This window comes from Frankia sp. CpI1-P (assembly GCF_001421075.1).
Classification (GTDB): Bacteria; Actinomycetota; Actinomycetes; order Frankiales; family Frankiaceae; genus Frankia; species Frankia torreyi.
In genome coordinates this window covers 88,512-108,306 of the sequence record NZ_LJJX01000025.1, presented here as the reverse complement: position 1 = coordinate 108,306, position 19,795 = coordinate 88,512, and the positions used below count along the sequence as shown (strand labels likewise).

The following is a 19,795-nucleotide window of genomic DNA, read 5'->3' as shown; positions in this document are numbered from 1 at the left end:
GTGCAGTACCGGGCATGGGTCAACCACACCCGCTCGGATTCCTCCTCCGCGATACGCGTCACCGCCCGGACCTTCGCATACGACAGGGTGCCCGCGGCGAACGCGGCGCGGATCGCGGGCAGACGCTCCAACGCATGCCCGGTCGCCACATGCTCCCGCGCGGTCCGCAGGCCGATCCCGCACCGCCACGACAGCCAGTGCGCGCACGAGNCCATCCCCATCCCCGACCAGCCCTCCCGCCGATCGAACGCCGCCACCGCCAGCAGCCAGGCACACGTCGCCGCCGCGATCCGCCCCGCCCACCGGCAGATCACCTCCTCCACCTCCCCCAACGACGCCGACTCCACATCCACCCCCACCAGCACCGACGAGACGAANGGATCAGCGGAAACAGGGGACACAGGAACAGCCATCATGATCACCGGGCCAGGGGTGTCGTTCGAACAGGACTCGAACAGCATCCCACCCCCCACCGACAAAAACCCAACCAAGATCAACCGGTGGGCAATGGTTACACACCGCCGGGACCGGCCCGCACCCTCGGCCGCGACGCGGAACCTGGGCTCCTAGCCGGCAGCAGACCCGGCAGCAGCGTCCGGAAGCGGCGCCTGGAAGCCAAGCCGGCGACCCAGCCGGCGACCAAGCCGGCACCCCCAAGACGATCTTGGTGTTCCGCGGAACCGCGTCACGGTCATCGCCCGCGCCGCAGGGCGGGCGTATGACTGCGCCGGTTCCGCTGCGGCCGGCGCTGCGCGCTGTCCTCGCCTGTTGCCGGGGCGGGCCGCTCATCCCGGTCTGCGGCTGTGACGCCTCGGTTGTCTCTGCCGATCCGGGTCGGGGTCGATGGGCCGGCGCGAGGGGCGCGCATGGGAACGAGGCCACCCGGGTCCTACTCCAGCGACAAACCGGACACCGCATCCCGAGAAGAACCCGGGTAGGCGCTCTCCCCCGCACCTGGCGCGGAGCACCCGACCCGACCGACAGCCGCCCCCACGACCACGTGACACAGTCATTCAGATTCCGCGGAGCCGGCGCCGGGACTGGAGCCGGGATGATGATCGGGGAGATCAGGAGGTCGCCGGGCGGTCCCAGAGGTGGTGGAGGGCGGCGGCGCGTTCGCGGCGGTCGAGGCCGCGCAGGTCGGCGGTGCCGTGCTCGGTGACGACGACGTCGACGTCGTGGCCGGGGGTGCTCACGGGGGCCGACAGACGCTCGACGAGGGTGGGGCGGCCGCGGTGGGTCGCCGGCATCGCGATGACGGACAGGCCGCCGGGCGAGCGGGCGCCGGCGGCGGCGTAGTCGGCGTGGCCGCCGACGCCGCCGACGGTCGCACCGGGGAAGCCCTCCACGTTGACCTGGGCCTGCTCGTCGAGCTCGATCGCGGTGTTCACCGCGACGAACGGCAGGCCGGTGGACAGCCGGCCCAGGTCGTGGGTGTGCTCGATGGGATGCAGCAGCGGGCGGCCCGCCGCCCAGGCCAGCAGGCCGGGGCCACCGGCCAGGTACGTCGTCACGGGGGTGCCGGCGAGCAGGCCACGGCGGTCGAGGTCGACGACGCCCTCGGGCAGCAGGCCCGAGTCCATGTGCACGGGGGTGCGCAGGGCCTCCAGCACGGCGACGCCGAGCGCCCCCGGGCCGACCTGCAGCCGGGCACCGGCGGGGACGAGAGCGGCGATCCGCTCGGCGATCGCCCGGTGCTCGTCGCCGGGGGCGCTGAACTCCAGCGCGATCGGCGGGGTGTCGGTCTCCCCCACCAGGACGAGCCGGTCGGCGGGCAGCGCCGGGCCCGCGTCGCAGTGCGGGGTGGCGTGGGCGACGACGCCGGCGACGCGGGCGCCGGCGGCGATCGCGGCGCGCATCCACGCCACCTCGGTGCCGAAGGCGTACCCGCCGCCGGGGGCCGGCACGACCGTGGCGACCAGCAGATCCGGGCGCAGCGGGCCGTGCAGCAGCGCCGGCACCGCCGACAGCCGCACCGGCAACGCCCGCACCCGACCGTCGTCCACCGGGCGGCGCAGCCCCCAGCCGGACATCACCGCGCGGACGTCGGCGAAGGCGGCGAGGTCGAGCTCGCGGTCGGCGACGGGCAGCCAGCCGAGCAGCAGCCGCACCCCGCCCGCCGCGGCGGCCGCGGCGGCGAGCTCGCCGGACACCGCGCGCGGCGCGCCGATCCCGTCGGCCAGCGCCACCCGGCTGCCCGGCTCGACGAGCTCCGCCAGCTTCCCGCTCTCGACCCTCACGCCCACGTCCTCACGCCAGCACCGACGCTCACGCCATCACCCTCGCAATCGGGTCCAGCTCAGGTGGACAGGATGGTGACGGCGGCGGTGCCGGGGGCGCCGTAGAGGTGGGCGTAGCCGACCCGCGGGGTGCCGGCGACCTGGCGGTCTCCGGCGCGGCCGCGAAGCTGGGTGACCAGCTCGTGGATCTGACGCAACCCGGAGGCGCCGACCGGCTCCCCGTTGGCGAGCAGGCCGCCGTCGGTGTTGACCGGCAGCTTCCCGCCGATCTCGGTGGCGCCCTCGGCCAGCAGCGTCTCCTGCTCGCCGTCCTTGCAGAAACCGTTCTCGGCCAGGTGGATGATCTCCGAGCCGGCGTCGGTGTCCTGGAGCTGGGCGACGTCGACGTCCTCGGGACCGATGCCGGCCTGCTCGTAGGCGGCCTGCGCGGCGAAGACGGTGGGGCTCGGCGCCGTCTCCAGCGGCAGCGACGGGCTGAGCAGCTCGAAGGCGCCCTCGCGGCGGGAGAACAGGGTGCTGGCGCGCAGGTAGATCGGCTTGTCGGTGTACTTCGACGCCAGGTCCGCGCGGGCGAGCACGACCGCGGCGGCGCCCTCGTCCGGCGAGCAGTACATGTACTGGGTCAGCGGGTAGTTCAGGTACTGCGACTCGAGGATCTGCTCCTCGGTCATCGGGGTGCGCCGCCACGCCCGCGGGTTCGCCGCGCCGTTACGGAACGCCTTCGCCGCCGCCCGGGCCAGCGTGATCGGGGTGATGCCGAAGTCGTGCATGTAGCGGTTGATCTTCATGCCGAAGAAGTGCGTGGTGAGGAACAGGCCGGCCTCGCCGTACCAGCCGGGCAGGCCGGAGACCGACGGGTGGTCGGAGAACGCGCCGCGGGGGTGCTTGTCCAGACCGATGGCGATCGCGATGTCGGCGTCGCCGAGGCGGATGGCGTTCGCCGCCATCGCCAGCGACGTCGCGCCTGTCGCGCAGCCGGTGAACACCGCCCGGCCCGGCACACCGGTCAGGCCCAGCAGCCCGACGATCGCCTCGGGGTTCTTGACCTCCATGCTGCCCGCGTACAGCGCCTGGATGGCCGACCACTCGACACCGGCGTCGGCGAGGGCCTCGATGACGGCGTCCTCGCCCATCTCCAGCGCCGACTTGCCGGGGTAGCGCCCGAACGGGTGCAGGCCCGTGCCGATGATCGCAACGTCACTCGGAGCCATCGCCGTGTCCCTCCTCGGCCCCGACCGGGGCGAACGCGTAGATCAAGGTCTGGTTGCCGTCGGCGTCGGTGCCGAACGGGACGATGCGCAGTTCCATCTCCTGGCCGATGTGCAGCTTGTCGGGGTCGGCCTCGGTGAGCCGGGCCTCGACCCGCAGCGCGCCGGGCAGCTCGATGTAGCCGACCGCGAACGGCTCGAACGTCTTCGGCGTGTCATCGCCGGCGTACGGCGGGGACGGCGGGCGGAACCGCTGGCCGGTGAACGTCCACAGCGTGCCGCGGCGCGGCAGCTCCACCCGCTCCAGCTCCTCGTTGACGCCCCCGACCAGCTTGTGGCTGCGGTACGGGAAGACGATCTTGCCGTCCGACGATCGACCGCCGATCAGGGCGGGTTCCTCCGCCGGCCAGGTGAAAAGATCCTCGGCCAGGGGTACCTGCTGTGCCATTCCCACTCTCCTTCGAGCCTTCGAGCCTGTGCGCGTCGAGCCTGTGCGCGGGTCGAGCGGTCGAGCCGTCAGACAGACGCGCCGGTGACCAGCGCCCACAGCGGTTCGTCCGAACCGGTGCGGACCACCTCGTCACCGAGCAGCCGCTCCCAGCGCCGCTGCGTGCCCTCGTCGTCGCGCCACGACCACAGCCGGCGGGTCACCAGGTGCAGCGGGTACTCCTGGGTGATGCCGATCGCGCCGTGCAGCTGGTGGGTGTCGGTGGCCACCGTCCCGGCGGTCCGGGCGGCCACCGCGCGCACCGCCGCCGCCGTGCCGCGACCGGGACGGGTCACCGCGACGGTGAGCGCCGCGTCGAGCAGGTCGCGCTCGACGGCGAGGCCGGCGACGAGCTGGCGCACCGCGGGCAGCGCCGACAGCGGCCGGCCGAACTGCTGGCGGGTGGTGACGTGGTCCTTCGTCAGCGCGCAGGCCCGCTCGACGGCGCCGGAGATCGCCGCGGCGCGCAGCACCGCGACGCGGTCGAGCACGTCCCCAGCGAGCCCCGCGGGGGCCACGGCGACGCGGTCGGCGGGCAGCCGCACCCCGTCGAGGCGTAGCGTCCCCGACGGCTCGTCGGCCAGGTCGCGTTCGGCTGTGGCGGCTGCGGCGGCGGCTGTGGCGGCGGCTGTGGCGTCGAGGACGGCGACGACGGTGGCGTCGGCCTGCTCGACGACGAGGACGACCGTGGGCACCTCGGGCAGCCAGCGCACCCGCGGGACGGTGCCGTCGAGGACCCAGTCGCCCGCCTCGTCGCCGGCAGCCGGGTCGCGGCGGGCCTCGACGGTGCCGGTGGGGGCCAGCGCCAGCGCGGCGNGCTCGGCGGTCGCGGTGATGGGCAGCCCGGCGGCGGCCAGCGCCCAGGCGGCCAGGCCGGTCTCGATCAGCGGGACGGCGGCGGCGTGGCGGCCGACACCCGCGGCGAGCTCGGCGACCGCGGCGAGATCCCCGCCGGCGCCGCCGTCGTCCTCGGCCACGCCGACGACCGGCCAGCCGAGCTCGGTCAGCAGCGCCCACAGCTCGCCGGGGGCGGTGTCGGTGTTCGCCCCGAGCACGTCGTCGACGACGGGGCGCAGATCGGCATCGAAGATCATCGTGGCAGCTCCGCCCGGCTGATGACGGTGTACAGGACCTCCGACGAGCCGCCGCGGATCGACGCGCCGGGCACGACGGCCAGGCCGTCGACGAGCAGCCGGTGGGCCTCGGCGTCGCCCTCGCAGACGTCGAGGACGTACCGGGCGGTCTCCACGACGTCCTTCTCGAACCGGGTGCCGGCGAGCTTGAGCCCCGCCGCCAGGCGCACCGGCGCCTCGCCCTGGTCGAGGGCGCCGGCGAGCTGCAGGCCGAGCTGGCGCAGCGCGGTCAGGCGCGCGGCCAGCTCGCCGAGGCGCTCGGTCGCGGCCCGGTCGGGATGGCGCGCGACCGTGCGGATCATCGCGGCGAGCACGGGATAGGTGCTCAGGTAGCGCTCCACCCCGCCGCGCTCGAAGGCGAGCTGCTCGGTGACCTGCTTCCAGCCGGCGCCGACCGTGCCGAGGACGCGGTCGTCGGGCACGTGCACGTCGTCGAGGATCACCTCGTTGAAGTGGTGCTCGCCNACGAGGTCGAGGATGGGCCGTACGGTGATGCCGGGGGTGTCGGCGTCGACGAGGAACTCGGTCAGGCCCTCGTGCTTGGACGCCCCCTCGCCGGTGCGGGCGAGGATGTACAGGTGGGTGGCGTGGTGCGCGGAGGTCGTCCACACCTTCGCCCCGGTGATCGACCAGCCGCCGTCGATGGCCGTCGCCCGGGTGCGCACGGCCGCGAGGTCCGAGCCGGCCTCGGTCTCGGACAGGCCCAGGCCGACGACGACCTCGCCGCGGCAGATCTTCGGCAGGATCTCGGCGCGCTGGCCCTCGGTGCCGACCCGCAGGATCGTCGGGCCGATCTGACGGTCGGCCGTCCAGTGCGCGGTGACCGGCGCGCCGGCGCGCAGCAGCTCCTCGGTGACGACGAACCGCTCGGTGTTCGACCGCCCGCCGCCGCCGTACTCGGTCGGCCAGGTCATGCCGATCCAGCCGTGGCGGCCCAGCGCGCGGGTGAAGTCGGGGTCGTAGCCACGCAACCAGCTGTCGTTGCGCGGCACGATGCCGGCCGCGGCGACGAACGCGCGGACCTCTCGGCGCAGCTTGTCGTGGGGATCGGCCATCAGCCGACCTCGTCGCGGACGACGATCATGATGGTTCCTCCGGGTGCGCAGCCGCCGCGGGACGGCGCCCGCACCGATGTCGGCGGGATGCTTCGCACCGCGGCCCGGGGGGNGCGATCCAGCCCGCACATCGTAGTTGACGATTTCGTCAGAAGTAAACCGGTGCGCTGGCCGCCGGGCCGGCGCGGACGGGCCCCGGCGTGCCGCTCGACATCCGCCGGCTTGTCTGGGAATGCCGTTCCCCGTAGGGTGCACTCATTCTGAGAGATCCCGCAGGCCGGGAGAACGCGGAGGTCGCGGCGATGAAACTGCATGGTTTGGACCTGGCGCTGACCGGGTGGTTCCAGGTGGCGTGGTCGGTCGACATCGGCCCGGAGCAGGTCGTCCCGCTGCGGTACTTCGGCCGGGACCTCGTCGCCTACCGGGGCCGCGACGGCGTGGTCCGCGTCCACGACCGGTACTGCCGGCATCTCGGCGCGAGCCTGGCCCACGGCGGCTGCGTCGTCGACGAGGGCATCCGCTGCCCGTTCCACGGCTGGGTGTGGAGCCCCGAGGGACGCAACGTGTCGATCCCCTACCAGGACCGGCCCAACCGCGGCCCGAAGCTGGGGACCTGGACGACGGTCGAACGCAACGAGACGATCTACGTCTGGCACGACGCGGCCGGCCGGGAACCGCTGTGGGACGTCCCCGACGCGCTCGGCGACGCCCCGCACGCGGCGAGCCGGCGTTTCCACCCGGCCGGCGTCGAGGGCCGCCAGCACTTCCGCGACCTGCGCGCCCACCCGCAGATGGTGCTGGAGAACGTCGTCGACCCGCACCACTTCCGGTTCGTCCACCACACCGCGGCCAGCCCGGTGGTGCTCGAGGAGCGGGTGGAGGGAGCGCAGTGGTGGTCGCGGGTCGGCTTCGGCCGCGGCTGGGCGCAGCACGCCCGCGACGCCGAGGGTCGGGTACGCACCGACACCGCGAACACGATCGAGATCCTCTGGTCCGGCCCCGGCGTCAGCGTCAACGTCGAGCACATGGGCGAGGGNGTCCGGGTCATCTCGATCAACACCACGCCGGTCGAGGACGGCCGCACGGAGATCTTCGCGACCTACTGGATCGACGAGCTCGCCGGCGACCTCGCCGACGGGACCTACGAGCGGCGCCTGGCCGACGCCAAGCTGGCGCTACCTGACGACATCGTCATCTGGGCCAACCAGACCTTCCTCGACGCGCCGGCGCTGGCGACCGAGGAGGCCCGCGGGTTCCGCGCGCTGCGAAGCTGGTCCGCGCAGTTCTACCCGGACGCGGCGGTCAGCCCCGAGGCCCGCAGGACTGCCGCCGTGCCGGAGGGAGCTGCTAGAGCTGCAGCAGGGACTTGAGGTTGTCCGACAGGATCAGCTTGCGGTCCTCGTCGGAGAGCACGGCGGCGTCGCGGGCGAAGGCGGCCGGGGTCGGCAGGCCCTCCGGGTGCGGCCAGTCCGAACCGAAGATGATGTGCCCGATGCCGAGGGCGTCCTTGAGCGCGAGCAGGTCGTCCTCGTAGAACGGCGCGACCCAGACGTGCTCGCGGAAGCTCTCCACCGGGTCGACGGCGAACTTCTGCGGGATCTTGCCGTAGGCGTTGCGGATCCGGCGGACGAGGTCGAGCACCCAGGTGGAGCCGGCCTCGATGGTGGCGACCTTCAGCGCCGGGTGCCGCTCGAACACGCCGTGGCCGACCAGCGCCGCGATGGTGTCCTGGATGGGCCGCTCGACGTGGAGCTGCATGATCTCGGGCAGCGGCGTGGTGCGCAGGCCCTCGAAGGCGCCCTCGCCCCACTTCTCGGCGACCCACTCGTAGCCGGCCTCACCGGTGTGGTACGACACGACGATGCCGGCCTCGGCCGCGGTCGCCCAGAACCGGTCGAAGACCGGGTTGCCCGGGGAGCGGGTGATCGCGCCGGCGCGGACCGGGCCCGGCACCAGCACGACGATCCGCGCGCCGGCGTCGCGCACCCGCTCCAGCTCCTTGACGGCCAGGTCGGGGTCGGCCAGCGACAGCACCGGCGTCGAGATGATGCGGTCCTGGTACGAGTAGCCCCACTCGTCCTCGATCCACCGGTTGAACGCCTCGATGATGGCGTGCAGCGCATCGGGCTTGTCGGTGAGCAGCCCCTCGACGGCGACCCCGACCGTCGGCAGCATGATCGTCGCGGCGACGCCCTGCTCGTCGAGCTTGGCGATGCGCGCGTCGCGGTCGGTGTACTCGGGCTGGCTCTCCTGCAGCCTGCCGACGAACGCCGCCAACTCCCGGCCCTCGGTGTTGTTGCTGCGGAAGTACTGCTCGAACACGCCGGGGGCGGCGACGGTCGGGAACGTCGGGTCCGGGTTGGTGGTGTAGAGCTTGTTGTTGATCACCATCCGGGTCCGGCCGTCGGGCGTCTGCAGAATCTTGATCAGCCGCTTGTACTCGGGCGCCAGGTGGCGGGTGAGCGCGTCGGCCGTCTCGTAGTAGTGCTGGTCGGCGTCGTAGAGCGGGTAGCCCAGCGACGGGAGCACGGCCGCGTCGCCGGGGGCTGCCAGGGTGGTCATGAACTCTCTCCTCGTTCTGGAGCGTGGGGGGGCGGGGGCGCGAGGGCCTTGCCGAACAGCTCGATCTCGGCCAGGCAGTCGTCGATGCTGCGGGCGTGCGACTCGACCGACAGGTGCGTGACGCCCGCGGCCGCGTACCCGGGGGCGGCGGCCGCGAGCGACTCGGCGGCGCGCGCCGGATCCCGGCTGACCTGCGGGGTGAAACAGACGTCGAAGGTGGACGGGCGGCCCGCCGCCACGCGCAGCTCGCGCAGGGTGGCGATCCGCTCGCCGATCTCGTCGGCGGCCAGGCTCGGGGTGGTGGTGATCTCCGCCATCTGCGCGGGCTGCTCGAAGGGCAGCCAGCCGTCGGCGACCTCGGCGACCCGGCGCATCGCCGCCTTGCTGTTGCCACCGATCCAGATCGGCGGGCCGGGGCGCTGCGCCGGCCGGGGCAGCATGACGTGGCCCGACGCCGGGAAGTACGGGTCGTCGCGCTCGACGACCTCACCCGTCCAGGCGGCGTGCATCGCGGCGATGGCCGCGTCGAACCGGCCGCCGCGGCCGTCGAACTGCGCGCCGAGCACGTCGAACTCGGGCTTCTGGTACCCGGCGCCCATGCCCACGATCAGCCGACCGCCGGAGAGCAGGTCGAGGCTGGCCGTGGACTTCGCGGTCAGGTAGGGGTTGCGGTAGCCGGCGACGAGGATGAACGTCAGCAGGCGCACGCGCCGGGTCACCGCCGCCATGAACGCCAGCGACACGAACGGGTCGAAGGAGTGGTGGCCGCCGCCGTCGATCCACGCGCTGGACGGGAAGGGATGGTCCGTCGTGGAGACGATGTCGAATCCGCTCTCCTCGGCGGCGACCGCCACGTCGGCGAGGTCACGCTCGCCGATCCACCGCTCCCAGTGCTTCACCGCACGGGTCGGGAACTGGTAGTTGAGCTCCACGGCGTCAGACCGCGACCGGGGTCCGGTCACCGGCGGGGTCGCGCACCGGCAGGCCGAGCAGCCGCCGCGCGTTGTCACCCATGAAGTCGCGGGTGCGCTTCTCGTCCATGCCCTCGGCGTAGGCGTAGTAGCCGCGCGGCTCGGCGAGGCCCTCCGGGTGCGGGAAGTCGGAGCCGAACAGCACCCGGTCCCAGCCGACCGTGGAGATCACNTCGGCCACGGAGCCCTCCCAGAACGGGCTGACCCACACGTTGCGGCGGAACACCTCCAGCGGGTGCTCGGGGAACGCCTGCGGCATCTTGCCGTAGGCGGACTCCAGGTCGTCGAACAGCGGGTGGATCCAGGCGCTGCCGTTCTCGATGCTGGCGACGCGCAGCTTCGGGAACCGGGTGAACGTGCCGTGGCAGATCAGGCTGGTGAGCATGTCGGCGATCTCGCGGTGACCGAGCGTCACCCAGCGGAAGGCACTCATCTCGGTGAAGTCGTTGGAGTCCGGCGGCTCCCACCGGTTGATGTAGTCGTCCAACGGCGGCTGGCTGGAGTGCAGCACCACCGGAATGCCGGCGCGCTCGACGTCCGCCCAGAACGGGTCGAACTCCGGCAGCGCCGGGGAGCGCCAGCCCCGCAGGCCCTTGACCGGCGCCGGCTTGATCAGGACGACCTTCGCCCCGTTCTCCAGGACGTAGTCGAGCTCGCGGCGGGCGTCGTCGACCAGGGCGCAGCTGATGACCGGCGTCATGAACAGCCGGTCGGCGTGGGTGTAGCCCCAGGTGTCGAGCATCCAGCGGTTGAGCGCGTGGATCATCGCGACGACGAGCTCGGGGTCCTCGGCGGCGGAGTGCTCGACCAGGTTCGCCAGCGTCGGGTAGACCAGCGCCTCCTCGACACCCTGGGCGTCCATCTCCACCAGGCGCGGGGCGGGCTCGCGGAACGACGGGCGGGACTCGATGGCCCGTCCGGTCATCTCCCGCAGCGACTGGCCCTCGCGGTTCTGGCCGGAGAAGAACTTCTCCCAGGCACCGGGCGCCGCCACCCGGTCGAACGTCGGGTTCGGGATGTAGTCGGTGATCTTTCCCTTGATCGCGATCCTGGTCGCCCGGCCGACCTGCACGAACTGCACCGCGCGCCGGTAGCGCTCCGGCAGGTGCCGGGTGAGCGCGTCCGGGGTCTCGTACATGTGCTGGTCGGCGTCGAAGATCGGCGCGTCGGTGAACTGCGTCACGGCTGCTGCTCCTCGCTGCCCGGGGGAACTCGCCGTCGGCGTCACGTGCCGTCGACCGTGGGCGACCGGGCTTTCGCCACCTCGGTGCTGTCTCGGGTACTGCTGCGCGAGGCAACAGTAAGCCGACTTGACGAAACTGTCAACTTTGTCGGAACGTAGCTGACACGGACATGTGGGACGCCGCCAGGTCGCTTCAGCCGTCGGCGGGCGCCGGCTTCGACAGGTCCGTCAGACCCGGCTGCGGCGTGCCCTCCTACACTGGAGAGAATCATGGACGACCCCCCTGCCGTCGATGCGGTTGACGCGATTGACTCGGCCAAGACGGCTGATGCGGTCGACGCGGCCCCCAGAACCATGGGCCGCCGCGCGGCTCGCACCCGCGGGCTCATCCTCGACGCGTCCCGCCGGTTGTTCCTGGAGCGCGGCTACGCGGGCACCCGGGTCAACAACATCACCGACGCCTGCGGCATCTCCCGCGCCGGCTTCTACACGTACTTCCGCGACAAGCGGGAGATCTTCGACACCCTGGGCGAGGCCACCTACCACGAGATCCTGCAGGTNATAGCCCTGTGGGAGGCCATGCCGCGCCCGTGCACCCACGCGGACGTCGCAACGTGGGTGTGGCAGTACTTCGCGTTCATGGACCGCCACGGCGCGTTCATCCTGTCCGCCCAGTCCGGTCCCGGCGACCAGGCCGTCGGCAGCGCGCGCACCAAGATGGAACTGCGCGTGGTCTGGCTGCTCGGGGTCCACCTGCGGGGCCGCCAGCGCACGCCGACCGACGCCCCCGAGGCGCTGGGCCTGGCGGTCCAGTCGATGATGGACCGCGCCTGGTACCACTGCCACGGTCAGCACCTGCCGGTCGACGACACCGACGTCGTCGCCACCATCGCCGGGTTCATCATGGCGGTCCTGACCGCCTGACGCCGGCCCTACCGCCCTGTGCCGGTCAGGGCTCGCGCGGCTCGTAGCGGGCGCGNAACTGGGCCTTGGCGACCTTGCCGAGCCCGGTGCGCGGCATGATGTCGATCAGTTCGAGCTGCTCGGGCAGCTTCTGGCGCATCAGCCCGGCCTCGCGCAGCCAGGCCGACAGCTGCGCCAGCGACGGCACCGGCCGTCCGGGCCGGGCGACGACGACGGCGCAGACACGCTCGCCGCGATCGGGGTCGGGCAGGCCGATCACGGCGACCTCGGCCACGTCGGGGTGGCGACCGAGCAGCGCCTCGATCTCCTGGGGGGCGATGTTCTCGCCCTTGCGGATGATGAGGTCCTTCAGCCGGCCGACGATCTCGATGTGGCCGGAGGGGACCAGCCGGCCGAGGTCGCCGGTACGAAACCAGCCGTCGGCGGTGAACGCCGCCCGGGTCGCCTCCGGGTCGGTGTAGCCGTGGCACACACCGTGACCGGAGACCTGCACCTCGCCGACGGCGCCCGGCGCGAGGGCCGCGCCGCCCTCGTCGACGAAGCGCAGCCGGTTGACCGGCACCGGTCGGCCGTCGGTGGCGGCCAGCACGTCGGGCGGGTCGGCGATGGCGGCCACCGCCACCATCGGCACCTCCGTCATCCCGTAGTCGTGCGCGAGCACCGCGCCGAGCACGCGGTCCACCTCGCCGACCAGATGCGGCGGGCAGGGGGCGCCGCCGCCCTTGAGGGAGCGCAGCGTCGGGATCAGCCGCTCGCCCGGGCGGGCGGCGGCGAGGTCGAGCAGCGCGGTGTAGAACGGCGTGCTGCCGCCGGTGGCGGTGACACCGTGCCGGCGGAAGAGCTCCACGGCCTGGTCGGGGATGAACGCCTCGAGCAGCAGGATCGGGAAGCCGGCGGCGAGCGCGGCGATGAGGTACTGGATACCGCCGACGTGGGCGACCGGGTAGCCGACCGCGCCGACCTCCCCCGCCGCCCGGCCGAGACCGCTCAGGCCGGCGAAGGACACCGCGGTGGCGAGCAGCGTGCCGTCGCTGTGGCGCGCGCCCTTGGGGATGCCGGTGGACCCGGAGGTGAAGTAGATCCACCGCACCTCGTCCGGACGATGGTCCGGACGATGGTCCGGACGCGCGCCCGCGCCGGGTGGGTCGGCCTCCGGTGCGTCGTGGCCGATCTCCAGCAGCCGGGGCGCGGGCCCGCCGGCGGCGGCGACCGCCCGGGCGATCGCCGTGTAGTCGGTGCCCCGCCACGTCCCCGGTACCAGGAAGACCTCCGCGTCGACGGCGGCGAGCGCGGCGCCCACCTCCCGCTCGCGGTAGATCGGGATGACCGGCGCCTGCACGGCACCGAGCCGGCGCAGCGCGATCATCACCAGCAGGGTGCTGATCCTCGTCGGGAGCTGCCAGGCCACCCGGGTGCCGGCCGTGACGCCCTCGCCCGCCAGCGCCGCCGCGACCCGGTCGACCTTCGCGTCGAACTCGGCGAAGGTCAGCCGCGCGTCATGCTCGTCGATCAGCATCGGTGCGTCGGGGGTCGCCTGCGCGCGGCGGGCCACTAACCCGTCGACCGTGGGGGCCGTCAGCAGCCACGGCCACCGCTCCGCGGCCCGCGCGAGGTCCACCGCCTCGGTCGCGGCCAGACCGCCCGCCGCGGGCTGCTCGCTCGACACGGACGTCATGACGCGCCTCCTGGGGATTGCGGCGTCCGGCGAGCAGACCGTCGCGCCTCCGGCGGCGCGGCGGGAGTCCGTGGGTGACGGCAGTGCCGGACGGGTGCTCTCCTTGACCAGGGCAACCACATCAAATAGTTGAATCCTCTGTCAACAGGGGGCAGGCTGCCCGCGACGGTCACCGACGGGGCGGAGAAGGAGACACCGGATGGTCCGACGCGATGATGCGAACGTGGGCGGTCCGCTCGCCGGGCTGCGGGTGCTCGACGCCGCGTCCCTGTATGCCGCGCCTCTGCTCGCGAGTCTCCTGGCCGATCAGGGCGCGGACGTGGTCAAGCTGGAGCCGCCCGGCGGGGACGCCTACCGGGCCACCGGGTTCTGGCCGCTGGTCGCACGGGGCAAGCGGTCGGTCGTCCTCGACCTGGCCGACGCGGGCGAGCGGGCGGCGCTGCGGGGCCTGGTCGCCGCCGCCCACGTCGTCGTCGTCAACGAGCCGGCGGCGCGGCTGGCCACCCGCGGACTGGATCCCGACACGATGCTCGCCGTCAACCCGGGCCTCGTCGTGGCGCACGTGAGCGGTTACGGCGCCGACGGCCCCGCCGCGGGACGGCCGGGCAACGGGACGATGGGCGAGGCGTTCGCGGGCCTGACCCACATGACCGGCGACGCGGACGGCCCGCCGATGCTGCCCTCGGTCCCGCTCGGCGACGCGGTGATGGCCTACGCGGGCGCCTTCGGGGTCGCCGCGGCCTGCCACGACGTGCGGGTCAACGGCGGGCCCGGCCGGGTCGTCGACGTCAACCCGGTGGAGGCGATGCTGCACGTCGTCGGCCCGACGCTGGTGTCGGCGGCGGCGGGGGTCGCGGCCGGCGCCGCACCGCCCGGGCGCCTCGGCGGCGGGCTCGCGGGCTCGGCCCTGCGCGACGTGTTCGCCTGCGCGGACGGGGGCTGGCTGGCGGTGAGCGTGTCCACCCCCCGCCAGCTACGCGACCTCGCCGCCGTCGTCGGCGCGCCGGCCGGGACCGCCGGCGGGGAGCTCGGCGAGGCGGTGCGGACGTGGGCGGGCGGGCTCGACCGCGCCGAGGCGGTGGAACGCCTCGCCGCCGCGCGACTGCCCGGAGCGCCGGTCAACACCGCCCACGACGTGGTGACGGACCCGCACCTGCGCCACCGGCAGGCCCTGCGCACGCTGCGCACCCCGGAGGGCGCGACGGTCACCGTGCCAGCGCCCTCCCCACGCACCGCCCACGACCCGGCCACGGGCGGCGCCCCGCAGGCCGGTGTGCTGCCCAAGGCGGGCCAGCACACCGGCGAGGTCCTACGCGAGTGGGCCGCGCCGACCCACGGACCGGCGACCCACGGACCGGCGACCCACGGACCGGCGCCTCACGAACCGGGGGCTCAGGAACCGGCGGCGTCGGCGAAGTAGTACCGGGCCAGCAGTTCGACGACGCAGCCGGGCTTGGCGGAGCCGTCGACGTCGATCGTCACCCGGTTGGTGACCTGGACGGCTCCGTCGTCGAGCTTGCGCAGGTCGATGAGGGTCGCGCGGGCGCGGATGCGCGCGCCCGCCCGCACCGGCGACGGGAAGCGCACCCGGTCCAGGCCGTAGTTGATGCCCATCCGGATGCCCTCGATGGTCCGCAGCTTGTTCATGAAGTACGGCACCAGCGAGGCGGTGAGGAAGCCGTGGGCGATCGTCGCCCCGTACGGGCCGCCGGCGGCCCGTACGGGATCGACGTGGATCCACTGGTGGTCCTCGGTGGCGTCCGCGAACAGGTCGATCCGCGACTGCTCCACGGTGAGCCAGTCGGTGGGGCCGATCTCGCTGCCGAGCGCGGCCTCCAGGTCGGCCGCGCTGCGGTAGATCTCCATCTGGGCGTTCTCCCTCTGCGTCGTGGCGGTGGCGTCGTCCCCGGGTGGATCAGCGGGTGTTGATCAGCGGGTGCTGAGCAGCATCGCGCCGCCGACGGGGCCGCCGCCGACGCCCACCACGGCGACCTCGGGGCTGTTCGGCGCCTGCCGCTCGCCGCCTTCACCCCAGAGCTGCACGCACGCCTCGTGCAGGAAGCCCATGCCGTGCAGCCGGCCGCCGGAGAGCTGCCCGCCGGAGGTGTTCAGCGGCAGCGGCCCGTTCAGGGCGATGCGCTCCCCGCCCTCGATGAACGGCCCGACCTTGCCGTGCTCGGCGAAGCCCAGCGCCTCCAGCCACATCACGGTCAGGAAGCTGAACCCGTCGTAGAGCTGGGCGAGATCGACGTCGGAGGCACGCAGGGTGGTGTGCTCCCACAGGGTGGCGGCCACGTCGTGCGCCGCCATGGTGGTGACGTCGACGCGCTGGTCCCAGGTGGCCCGCTCGAACATCCCGGTGCCGACCGACTCCACCGTCAGCGGGTGGTGCGGCAGCCCGGCCGCGGCGTCGCGCCGGGAGATGATGACCGCGGTCGCCCCGTCGCAGGGCACGTCGCAGTCGAACAGGCACAGCGGCTCGGAGATCATCCGGGCGTTGAGGTAGTCGTCGAGGGTGAGCGGGTCGCGGTAGATCGCGTCCGGGTTGAGCCCGGCGTTGGCGCGGGCGTTGAGCGGGATCGCGGCGAGCTGCTCGCGGGTGAGGCCGAAGTCGTGCATGTAGCGCTGCGCGGGCATGGACAGCCAGTTCGCCGCGGACAGCGCGCCGAAGGGCCCCGTGTACTCCAGGTGCCCCGACACCGCCCCACCGCCGAACAGCACCGACGCCCGGCCGGCGCCGGCCTGCGCGGTCGACTCCCACACCGAGCGGTAGACGACGACGTGGTTGGCCAGCCCCAGGGTGACGGCCATGCACGCCTCGATCGCCGGGCCGATCTGCCCGGCGGTCTCCGTCGAGGACAGGTACCAGCGGCTGCGCAGGCCGAGGGCGTTGCGGACCTCGGTGATGGTGGCCCCGGAGAAGCCCAGGTCCGGCACGCCGGGCCCCGGGTAGCTGGCGATGCCGTCGATGTCGTCGACCGACAGGCCCGCGTCGGCGATCGCCCGGGTCACCGCCTCGATGGTCAGGTCCAGCCCGGTGCGGCCGAGGCGCCGGCCGACCTGGGACTTGCCGGCCCCGGTGATGACCGCCTTGCCGTCGAACGGCCCGCCGCTCATCGCGCACCCCCGACCGTCGCCGCGGCCGGCCGGAACAGCGGCAGCCACACCGGCGAGTCATCCGGACCGGGCTCGGCCGGCCACTGTTCGAAGAACACCTCTACCTCCAGGCCCACGCGCACCTCGTCGAGCGGGACGTCGACGATGTTGGTGATGAGGCGGACGTCCGGCTCGTCGGCGAGCTCCACCATCGCCACCACGTACGGCGGCGGGTAGCCGGGGATCCACGGCTGGCGGTTGATCGTGTAGGCGGCCACCGTCGCCCGGCCGGAGACCGGCTCCGGGCCGACGTCGGTGCTGCGGCAGCGCCAGCACACCGGGCCCGGGGGGTGGAAGAAATGTCCGCAGCCCCGACAGTGGCTGATCAGCAGCCGACCGTCGCGCCCGCCGGTCCAGAACGCCGCCGACTCGGCGGTCGGCTGCGGCAGCAGCCGCCGCTCGGGCCGCACGTACGCCGGGGAACTCGCTGGTGCCGGGGAACTCGTATCCGTCACGCCGCCTCCTCCCACGGCCCCCGGCGCCGTCGCGGTCGACGGCACCGGCCGGGCCGCGCGCTCGTCGGACGGCGCCCTCGATGCCGCCGTCCGCAGGTCCCACAGTGGACCTCGGGGGCGGCTGACGCCGCCACCAGGAGCACCCTAGGAGAACTTGACATTTCCGTCAAACAACGGTCTCATGGCCGGGGTGGCGCACCACCGGTGGCGTTCCCAGGCAGGGTAGCGGGCAGTTGACGGGAGATTCACCCCCGGCGGACGAAGGCCGGCCGGAGGCTTCCCGGACGCCCACCACCCGACGGCTGGGCGCCGGGCCTGGTAGCCCACCCGACGACGCGGCGGCAGCCGGCCGCGGACGCGTCCGCCGCGGCCCGGCTCCGCGCGGCGGGCGGCACGGCAAGCCGCGGGCCCACCGCGGACCTACAGACCTTTCAGACGTATCGCAGGCGCACAGCAGGACCGACAGGAGAACTGATGGACAACCCGTTCGCGCCGGAGCTGCTCATCGAGGAGAGGGGTCCAGTCCGCCTCGTCACCCTGAACCGGCCGGAGGCGCTCAACGCGACGAACGAGGCGCTGCACCACGCCCTGGTCAGGGTGTGGCGGCACCTGGCGGAGGACCCGGGCGCGCGCGCGGTCGTGCTGACCGGAGCGGGCCGGGCGTTCAGCGCCGGCGGCGACTTCCAGCACTTCGTCGAGCTGTGGGAGGACCGTGAGCTGCGCCGCGCCGAGATCGACGGCGCCCGCCGGCTGCTCAACGAGATGGTCGACTTCCCGCTGCCGGTGGTGGCCGCGGTCAACGGCGCCGCGGTGGGCCTCGGCTGCAACCTCGCGGTGTGCAGCGACATCGTGCTGCTCGCCGAGAGCGCGTTCATCTCCGACCCNCACGTGGGCGTCGGGCTGACCGCGGCCGACGGCGGCGCGCCGACCTGGCCGCTGCTCATGGGCATGCTGCGCGCCAAGGAGTACCTGCTGACCTCCGAGCGCATCCCCGCCCACCAGGCCGTCTCGCTGGGCCTGGCCAACCGGGTGGTGCCCGACGCGGAGCTGCTCGACGAGGCGCTGAAGGTCGCCGACAAGCTCGCCGCCCAGCCGCCGCAGGCCGTGCAGAGCACCAAGCGGGCGCTGAACATGCACATCAAGCGGGCCGTGGCCGGCGTGCTGGAGTACGCCCTCGGCGAGGAGTTCGCCTCCTTCGACACCCCCGAGCACCAGGCGCTCGTGCGCAGCTTCCTCGAGCGTTCCAAGGCCCGCGCGGCCGCGGCGGGACGCCCCTCATGACCACCACGGCGGCCACCACCACGACGGCCGCCGAGGCGGCGGTGACCGATCCTGCGGTCCTGCGCGACGACCTCGACGCCTACGCCCGCGGGTTGCGCGCGTGGCTGGCGAGCGAGCCGGCGCTGGACCGGTGGCGCGGGCGGCACTACCCGAACACCGAGGAGCGCATCGCCGACCACGGCCTGCTCATGGGTGTGCTGTTCCGCGCCGGCTGGAACCGCTACGGCTGGCCGGAGTCGGCCGGCGGGCTCGGCGGGGACGAGCGCCACCGCGCCGTCCTCTACGACGGCCTCGCCGCCGCCGGGCTGCCGATCCCCGCGCCGCACCTGATGCTGGAGACCCTCGGGCCGCCGGTGGTGCACTTCGCCCCCGAGCTCGCCGCCGCCTACCTGCCGGCCTACCTGCGCGGCGAGGAGTGGTGGGGGCAGGGTTTCTCCGAGCCGGAGGCCGGCAGCGACCTGGCGTCGCTGCGCTGCCGCGCGCGGCGCGAGGGCGACACCTACATCCTGTCCGGGTCGAAGCTGTGGACCAGCCACGGCGCGACCTCGAGCCGGCTGGTGTGCCTGGTGCGCACCGGCACCCCGGAATCCCGCCACCGCGGCCTGTCCATGATCATGCTCGACGCGGACACGCCGGGCGTCACCATCCGGCCGATCGCGTTGGCCAGCGGCGAGAACGAGCTCGCCGAGGTGTTCTTCGACGACGCCGTGGTCCCGGCGTCCAACCTCGTGGGCGACGAGGGCAAGGGCTGGGCCGTCGCGATGTACCTGCTGCAGTGGGAGCGGGCGATGTACGCCTGGCTCAGCGCCGCCGACGCGCTGCGCCGGCTGCGTGACCTGCGCGGGCAGGTCGCCACCCGGCTCGCCGCCGGCGCCCGGCTGCCCGACGGCTCGGCCGCGCGCCTGGGCTCCGTCTACGAGCAGATCATCGCGCTGCGCGCCCGCAGCGCCGGCACCGTGCGCCGGCTCGCCGCGGGCGACACGGTCGGCCCCGAGGCCAGCGTCGACAAGGTGCTGCTCGCCACCGTCGAGATCTCCCTGTTCGACCTCGCCCGCGACCTGCTGGGCACCGAGTTCGTCCTCGGGGCCACGGACGAGGTCAGGGCCTGGCGCAACGAGTGGTGGTTCTCCCGCTCGGCGACGATCCTCGGCGGCTCCGCCGAGGTCCAGCGCACGATCATCGCCGATCACGTCCTCGGCCTGCCGAAGGAGGCGAAGTGACCACTCCGGGACTCGACGACGCCACCGCCGAGCTGCTGGCGGGTTCCCTGCGCGAGGTGCTCGCCGAGGGCGGCGACCTCACCGCGGCGCTGGCGGAGCTCGGCTGGGCCGACGTGCTCGCCGACGACCCGGCCCGCGCCACCACCCTGCTGTTCACCGAGCACGGGCGGGCGCTGGCCCACTCCCGCGTCCTCGACGACGTCCTGCTCGCCGAGCTCGCCGGCGGTCTGCCCGCCGCGACCGGC

General features: G+C 73.7%; 16 protein-coding genes and 8 pseudogenes. 8 read left to right on the top strand and 16 right to left on the bottom strand.

Features of this window, described 5'->3' with window-relative positions; translation table 11 throughout:
* The 8 genes and pseudogenes from FF86_RS51085 to FF86_RS51070 all read right to left on the bottom strand — a co-directional run.
* A pseudogene (locus FF86_RS51085) lies at nt 1-210 on the bottom strand (HNH endonuclease); the annotation flags it as partial.
* A 1-nt stretch (nt 211) separates the two neighbouring features.
* Nucleotides 212-365 (bottom strand): annotated as a pseudogene (locus tag FF86_RS64185) (HNH endonuclease); the annotation flags it as partial.
* Between the two features lie 702 nt (nt 366-1,067).
* The gene (locus FF86_RS17605) at nt 1,068-2,240 is read right to left on the bottom strand and encodes an acetyl-CoA hydrolase/transferase C-terminal domain-containing protein (RefSeq protein WP_055867602.1); all 1,173 of its coding nucleotides are present in this window, start codon (nt 2,238-2,240) and stop codon (nt 1,068-1,070) included.
* Nucleotides 2,241-2,299: 59 nt separating this feature from the next.
* Nucleotides 2,300-3,451 carry a thiolase family protein gene (locus FF86_RS17600; RefSeq protein WP_044885815.1) on the bottom strand — a complete coding sequence of 384 codons (1,152 nt, stop codon included), beginning with the start codon at nt 3,449-3,451 and terminating at the stop codon, nt 2,300-2,302.
* Complete coding sequence (locus FF86_RS17595; protein WP_044885814.1) at nt 3,438-3,896, bottom strand: Zn-ribbon domain-containing OB-fold protein; 459 nt, start codon at nt 3,894-3,896, stop codon at nt 3,438-3,440. The genes FF86_RS17600 and FF86_RS17595 overlap by 14 nt, the downstream gene beginning before the upstream one ends.
* 68 nt (nt 3,897-3,964) lie before the next feature.
* Entirely contained in the window at nt 3,965-4,408 is a 444-nt protein-coding gene (locus FF86_RS51080; protein WP_242418967.1) for an acyl-CoA dehydrogenase family protein, read from the bottom strand.
* Nucleotides 4,409-5,025: 617 nt separating this feature from the next.
* Nucleotides 5,026-5,409, bottom strand: coding sequence for an acyl-CoA dehydrogenase family protein (locus tag FF86_RS51075; protein ID WP_242418966.1), 384 nt, complete (start codon nt 5,407-5,409; stop codon nt 5,026-5,028).
* Between the two features lie 124 nt (nt 5,410-5,533).
* Nucleotides 5,534-6,123: acyl-CoA dehydrogenase family protein (locus tag FF86_RS51070; RefSeq protein ID WP_242418956.1), on the bottom strand; the 590-nt coding region annotated here is incomplete at its 3' end.
* Between the two features lie 302 nt (nt 6,124-6,425).
* Between FF86_RS51070 and FF86_RS17580 the strand changes: the two are divergent.
* Together FF86_RS17580 and FF86_RS51065 are read left to right on the top strand one after the other, a co-directional pair.
* Nucleotides 6,426-7,159: pseudogene (locus FF86_RS17580) on the top strand (Rieske 2Fe-2S domain-containing protein); the annotation flags it as partial.
* A gap of 1 nt (nt 7,160) precedes the next feature.
* Nucleotides 7,161-7,493 (top strand): annotated as a pseudogene (locus FF86_RS51065) (Rieske (2Fe-2S) protein); the annotation flags it as partial.
* Here the strand turns inward: FF86_RS51065 and FF86_RS17575 are convergent.
* The 4 genes and pseudogenes from FF86_RS17575 to FF86_RS51055 form a co-directional block, all read right to left on the bottom strand.
* Nucleotides 7,471-8,685, bottom strand: a complete 1,215-nt coding sequence (locus tag FF86_RS17575) for an amidohydrolase family protein (protein WP_044885810.1) — start codon at nt 8,683-8,685, stop codon at nt 7,471-7,473. The pseudogene FF86_RS51065 and the gene FF86_RS17575 sit on opposite strands and share 23 nt — an antisense overlap.
* Nucleotides 8,682-9,617, bottom strand: coding sequence for an LLM class F420-dependent oxidoreductase (locus tag FF86_RS17570; RefSeq protein WP_044885845.1), 936 nt, complete (start codon nt 9,615-9,617; stop codon nt 8,682-8,684). The genes FF86_RS17575 and FF86_RS17570 overlap by 4 nt, the downstream gene beginning before the upstream one ends.
* Before the next feature lie 4 nt (nt 9,618-9,621).
* Nucleotides 9,622-9,828: pseudogene (locus FF86_RS51060) on the bottom strand (amidohydrolase family protein); the annotation flags it as partial.
* A 1-nt stretch (nt 9,829) separates the two neighbouring features.
* Nucleotides 9,830-10,839, bottom strand: a 1,010-nt coding sequence (locus FF86_RS51055; RefSeq protein ID WP_396229925.1) for an amidohydrolase family protein, incomplete at its 3' end; no start/stop codon positions are given.
* A gap of 354 nt (nt 10,840-11,193) precedes the next feature.
* Here FF86_RS51055 and FF86_RS51050 point away from each other — a divergent pair.
* Both FF86_RS51050 and FF86_RS51045 read left to right on the top strand, forming a co-directional pair.
* Nucleotides 11,194-11,399 (top strand): annotated as a pseudogene (locus FF86_RS51050) (TetR/AcrR family transcriptional regulator); the annotation flags it as partial.
* 1 nt (nt 11,400) lies between these two features.
* Nucleotides 11,401-11,763, top strand: a pseudogene (locus FF86_RS51045) (TetR/AcrR family transcriptional regulator); the annotation flags it as partial.
* Nucleotides 11,764-11,819: 56 nt separating this feature from the next.
* Here the strand turns inward: FF86_RS51045 and FF86_RS17555 are convergent.
* On the bottom strand, nt 11,820-13,438 hold a 1,619-nt coding region (locus FF86_RS17555), incomplete at its 3' end, for an AMP-binding protein (RefSeq protein WP_255355829.1).
* A gap of 199 nt (nt 13,439-13,637) precedes the next feature.
* Between FF86_RS17555 and FF86_RS17550 the strand changes: the two genes are divergently transcribed.
* Nucleotides 13,638-14,858 carry a CoA transferase gene (locus FF86_RS17550; protein ID WP_044885807.1) on the top strand — a complete coding sequence of 407 codons (1,221 nt, stop codon included), beginning with the start codon at nt 13,638-13,640 and terminating at the stop codon, nt 14,856-14,858.
* On the opposite strand, the gene FF86_RS17545 is transcribed toward FF86_RS17550, so the two are convergent.
* The 3 genes from FF86_RS17545 to FF86_RS17535 all read right to left on the bottom strand — a co-directional run bounded on the left by FF86_RS17545 (nt 14,831) and on the right by FF86_RS17535 (nt 17,049).
* The gene (locus FF86_RS17545) at nt 14,831-15,304 is read right to left on the bottom strand and encodes a MaoC family dehydratase (RefSeq protein WP_044885806.1); all 474 of its coding nucleotides are present in this window, start codon (nt 15,302-15,304) and stop codon (nt 14,831-14,833) included. The two genes, FF86_RS17550 and FF86_RS17545, sit on opposite strands and share 28 nt — an antisense overlap.
* Nucleotides 15,305-15,367: 63 nt before the next feature.
* Entirely contained in the window at nt 15,368-16,555 is a 1,188-nt protein-coding gene (locus tag FF86_RS17540) for a thiolase family protein (protein ID WP_044885843.1), read from the bottom strand.
* Nucleotides 16,552-17,049, bottom strand: a complete 498-nt coding sequence (locus FF86_RS17535) for a Zn-ribbon domain-containing OB-fold protein (RefSeq protein ID WP_044885842.1) — start codon at nt 17,047-17,049, stop codon at nt 16,552-16,554. Before FF86_RS17535 ends, FF86_RS17540 begins: the two co-directional genes overlap by 4 nt.
* A 474-nt stretch (nt 17,050-17,523) precedes the next feature.
* On the opposite strand from FF86_RS17535, the pseudogene FF86_RS51040 reads away from it, so the two are divergent.
* From FF86_RS51040 to FF86_RS17525, 3 genes and pseudogenes are all read left to right on the top strand, one after another.
* Nucleotides 17,524-17,933, top strand: a pseudogene (locus FF86_RS51040) (enoyl-CoA hydratase/isomerase family protein); the annotation flags it as partial.
* A 1-nt stretch (nt 17,934) separates the two neighbouring features.
* A partial coding sequence (locus FF86_RS51035) for an enoyl-CoA hydratase/isomerase family protein (RefSeq protein WP_242418954.1) occupies nt 17,935-18,330 on the top strand: 396 nt, incomplete at its 5' end.
* Nucleotides 18,327-19,550 carry an acyl-CoA dehydrogenase family protein gene (locus FF86_RS17525; RefSeq protein WP_082121950.1) on the top strand — a complete coding sequence of 408 codons (1,224 nt, stop codon included), beginning with the start codon at nt 18,327-18,329 and terminating at the stop codon, nt 19,548-19,550. The genes FF86_RS51035 and FF86_RS17525, both read left to right, overlap by 4 nt.
* The last annotated feature ends 245 nt before the right edge of the window (nt 19,551-19,795 follow it).

What these genes read in the sequence shown, in the direction of transcription:
- FF86_RS17540 (WP_044885843.1), bottom strand. Translation starts at nt 16,555, where the DNA reads ATGAGCGGCGGGCCGTTCGACGGCAAGGCGGTCATCACCGGGGCCGGC.
- FF86_RS17575 (WP_044885810.1), bottom strand. Translation starts at nt 8,685, where the DNA reads ATGACCACCCTGGCAGCCCCCGGCGACGCGGCCGTGCTCCCGTCGCTG.
- FF86_RS17600 (WP_044885815.1), bottom strand. Translation starts at nt 3,451, where the DNA reads ATGGCTCCGAGTGACGTTGCGATCATCGGCACGGGCCTGCACCCGTTC.
- FF86_RS17595 (WP_044885814.1), bottom strand. Translation starts at nt 3,896, where the DNA reads ATGGCACAGCAGGTACCCCTGGCCGAGGATCTTTTCACCTGGCCGGCG.
- FF86_RS17545 (WP_044885806.1), bottom strand. Translation starts at nt 15,304, where the DNA reads ATGGAGATCTACCGCAGCGCGGCCGACCTGGAGGCCGCGCTCGGCAGC.
- FF86_RS17525 (WP_082121950.1), top strand. Translation starts at nt 18,327, where the DNA reads ATGACCACCACGGCGGCCACCACCACGACGGCCGCCGAGGCGGCGGTG.
- FF86_RS17550 (WP_044885807.1), top strand. Translation starts at nt 13,638, where the DNA reads ATGGTCCGACGCGATGATGCGAACGTGGGCGGTCCGCTCGCCGGGCTG.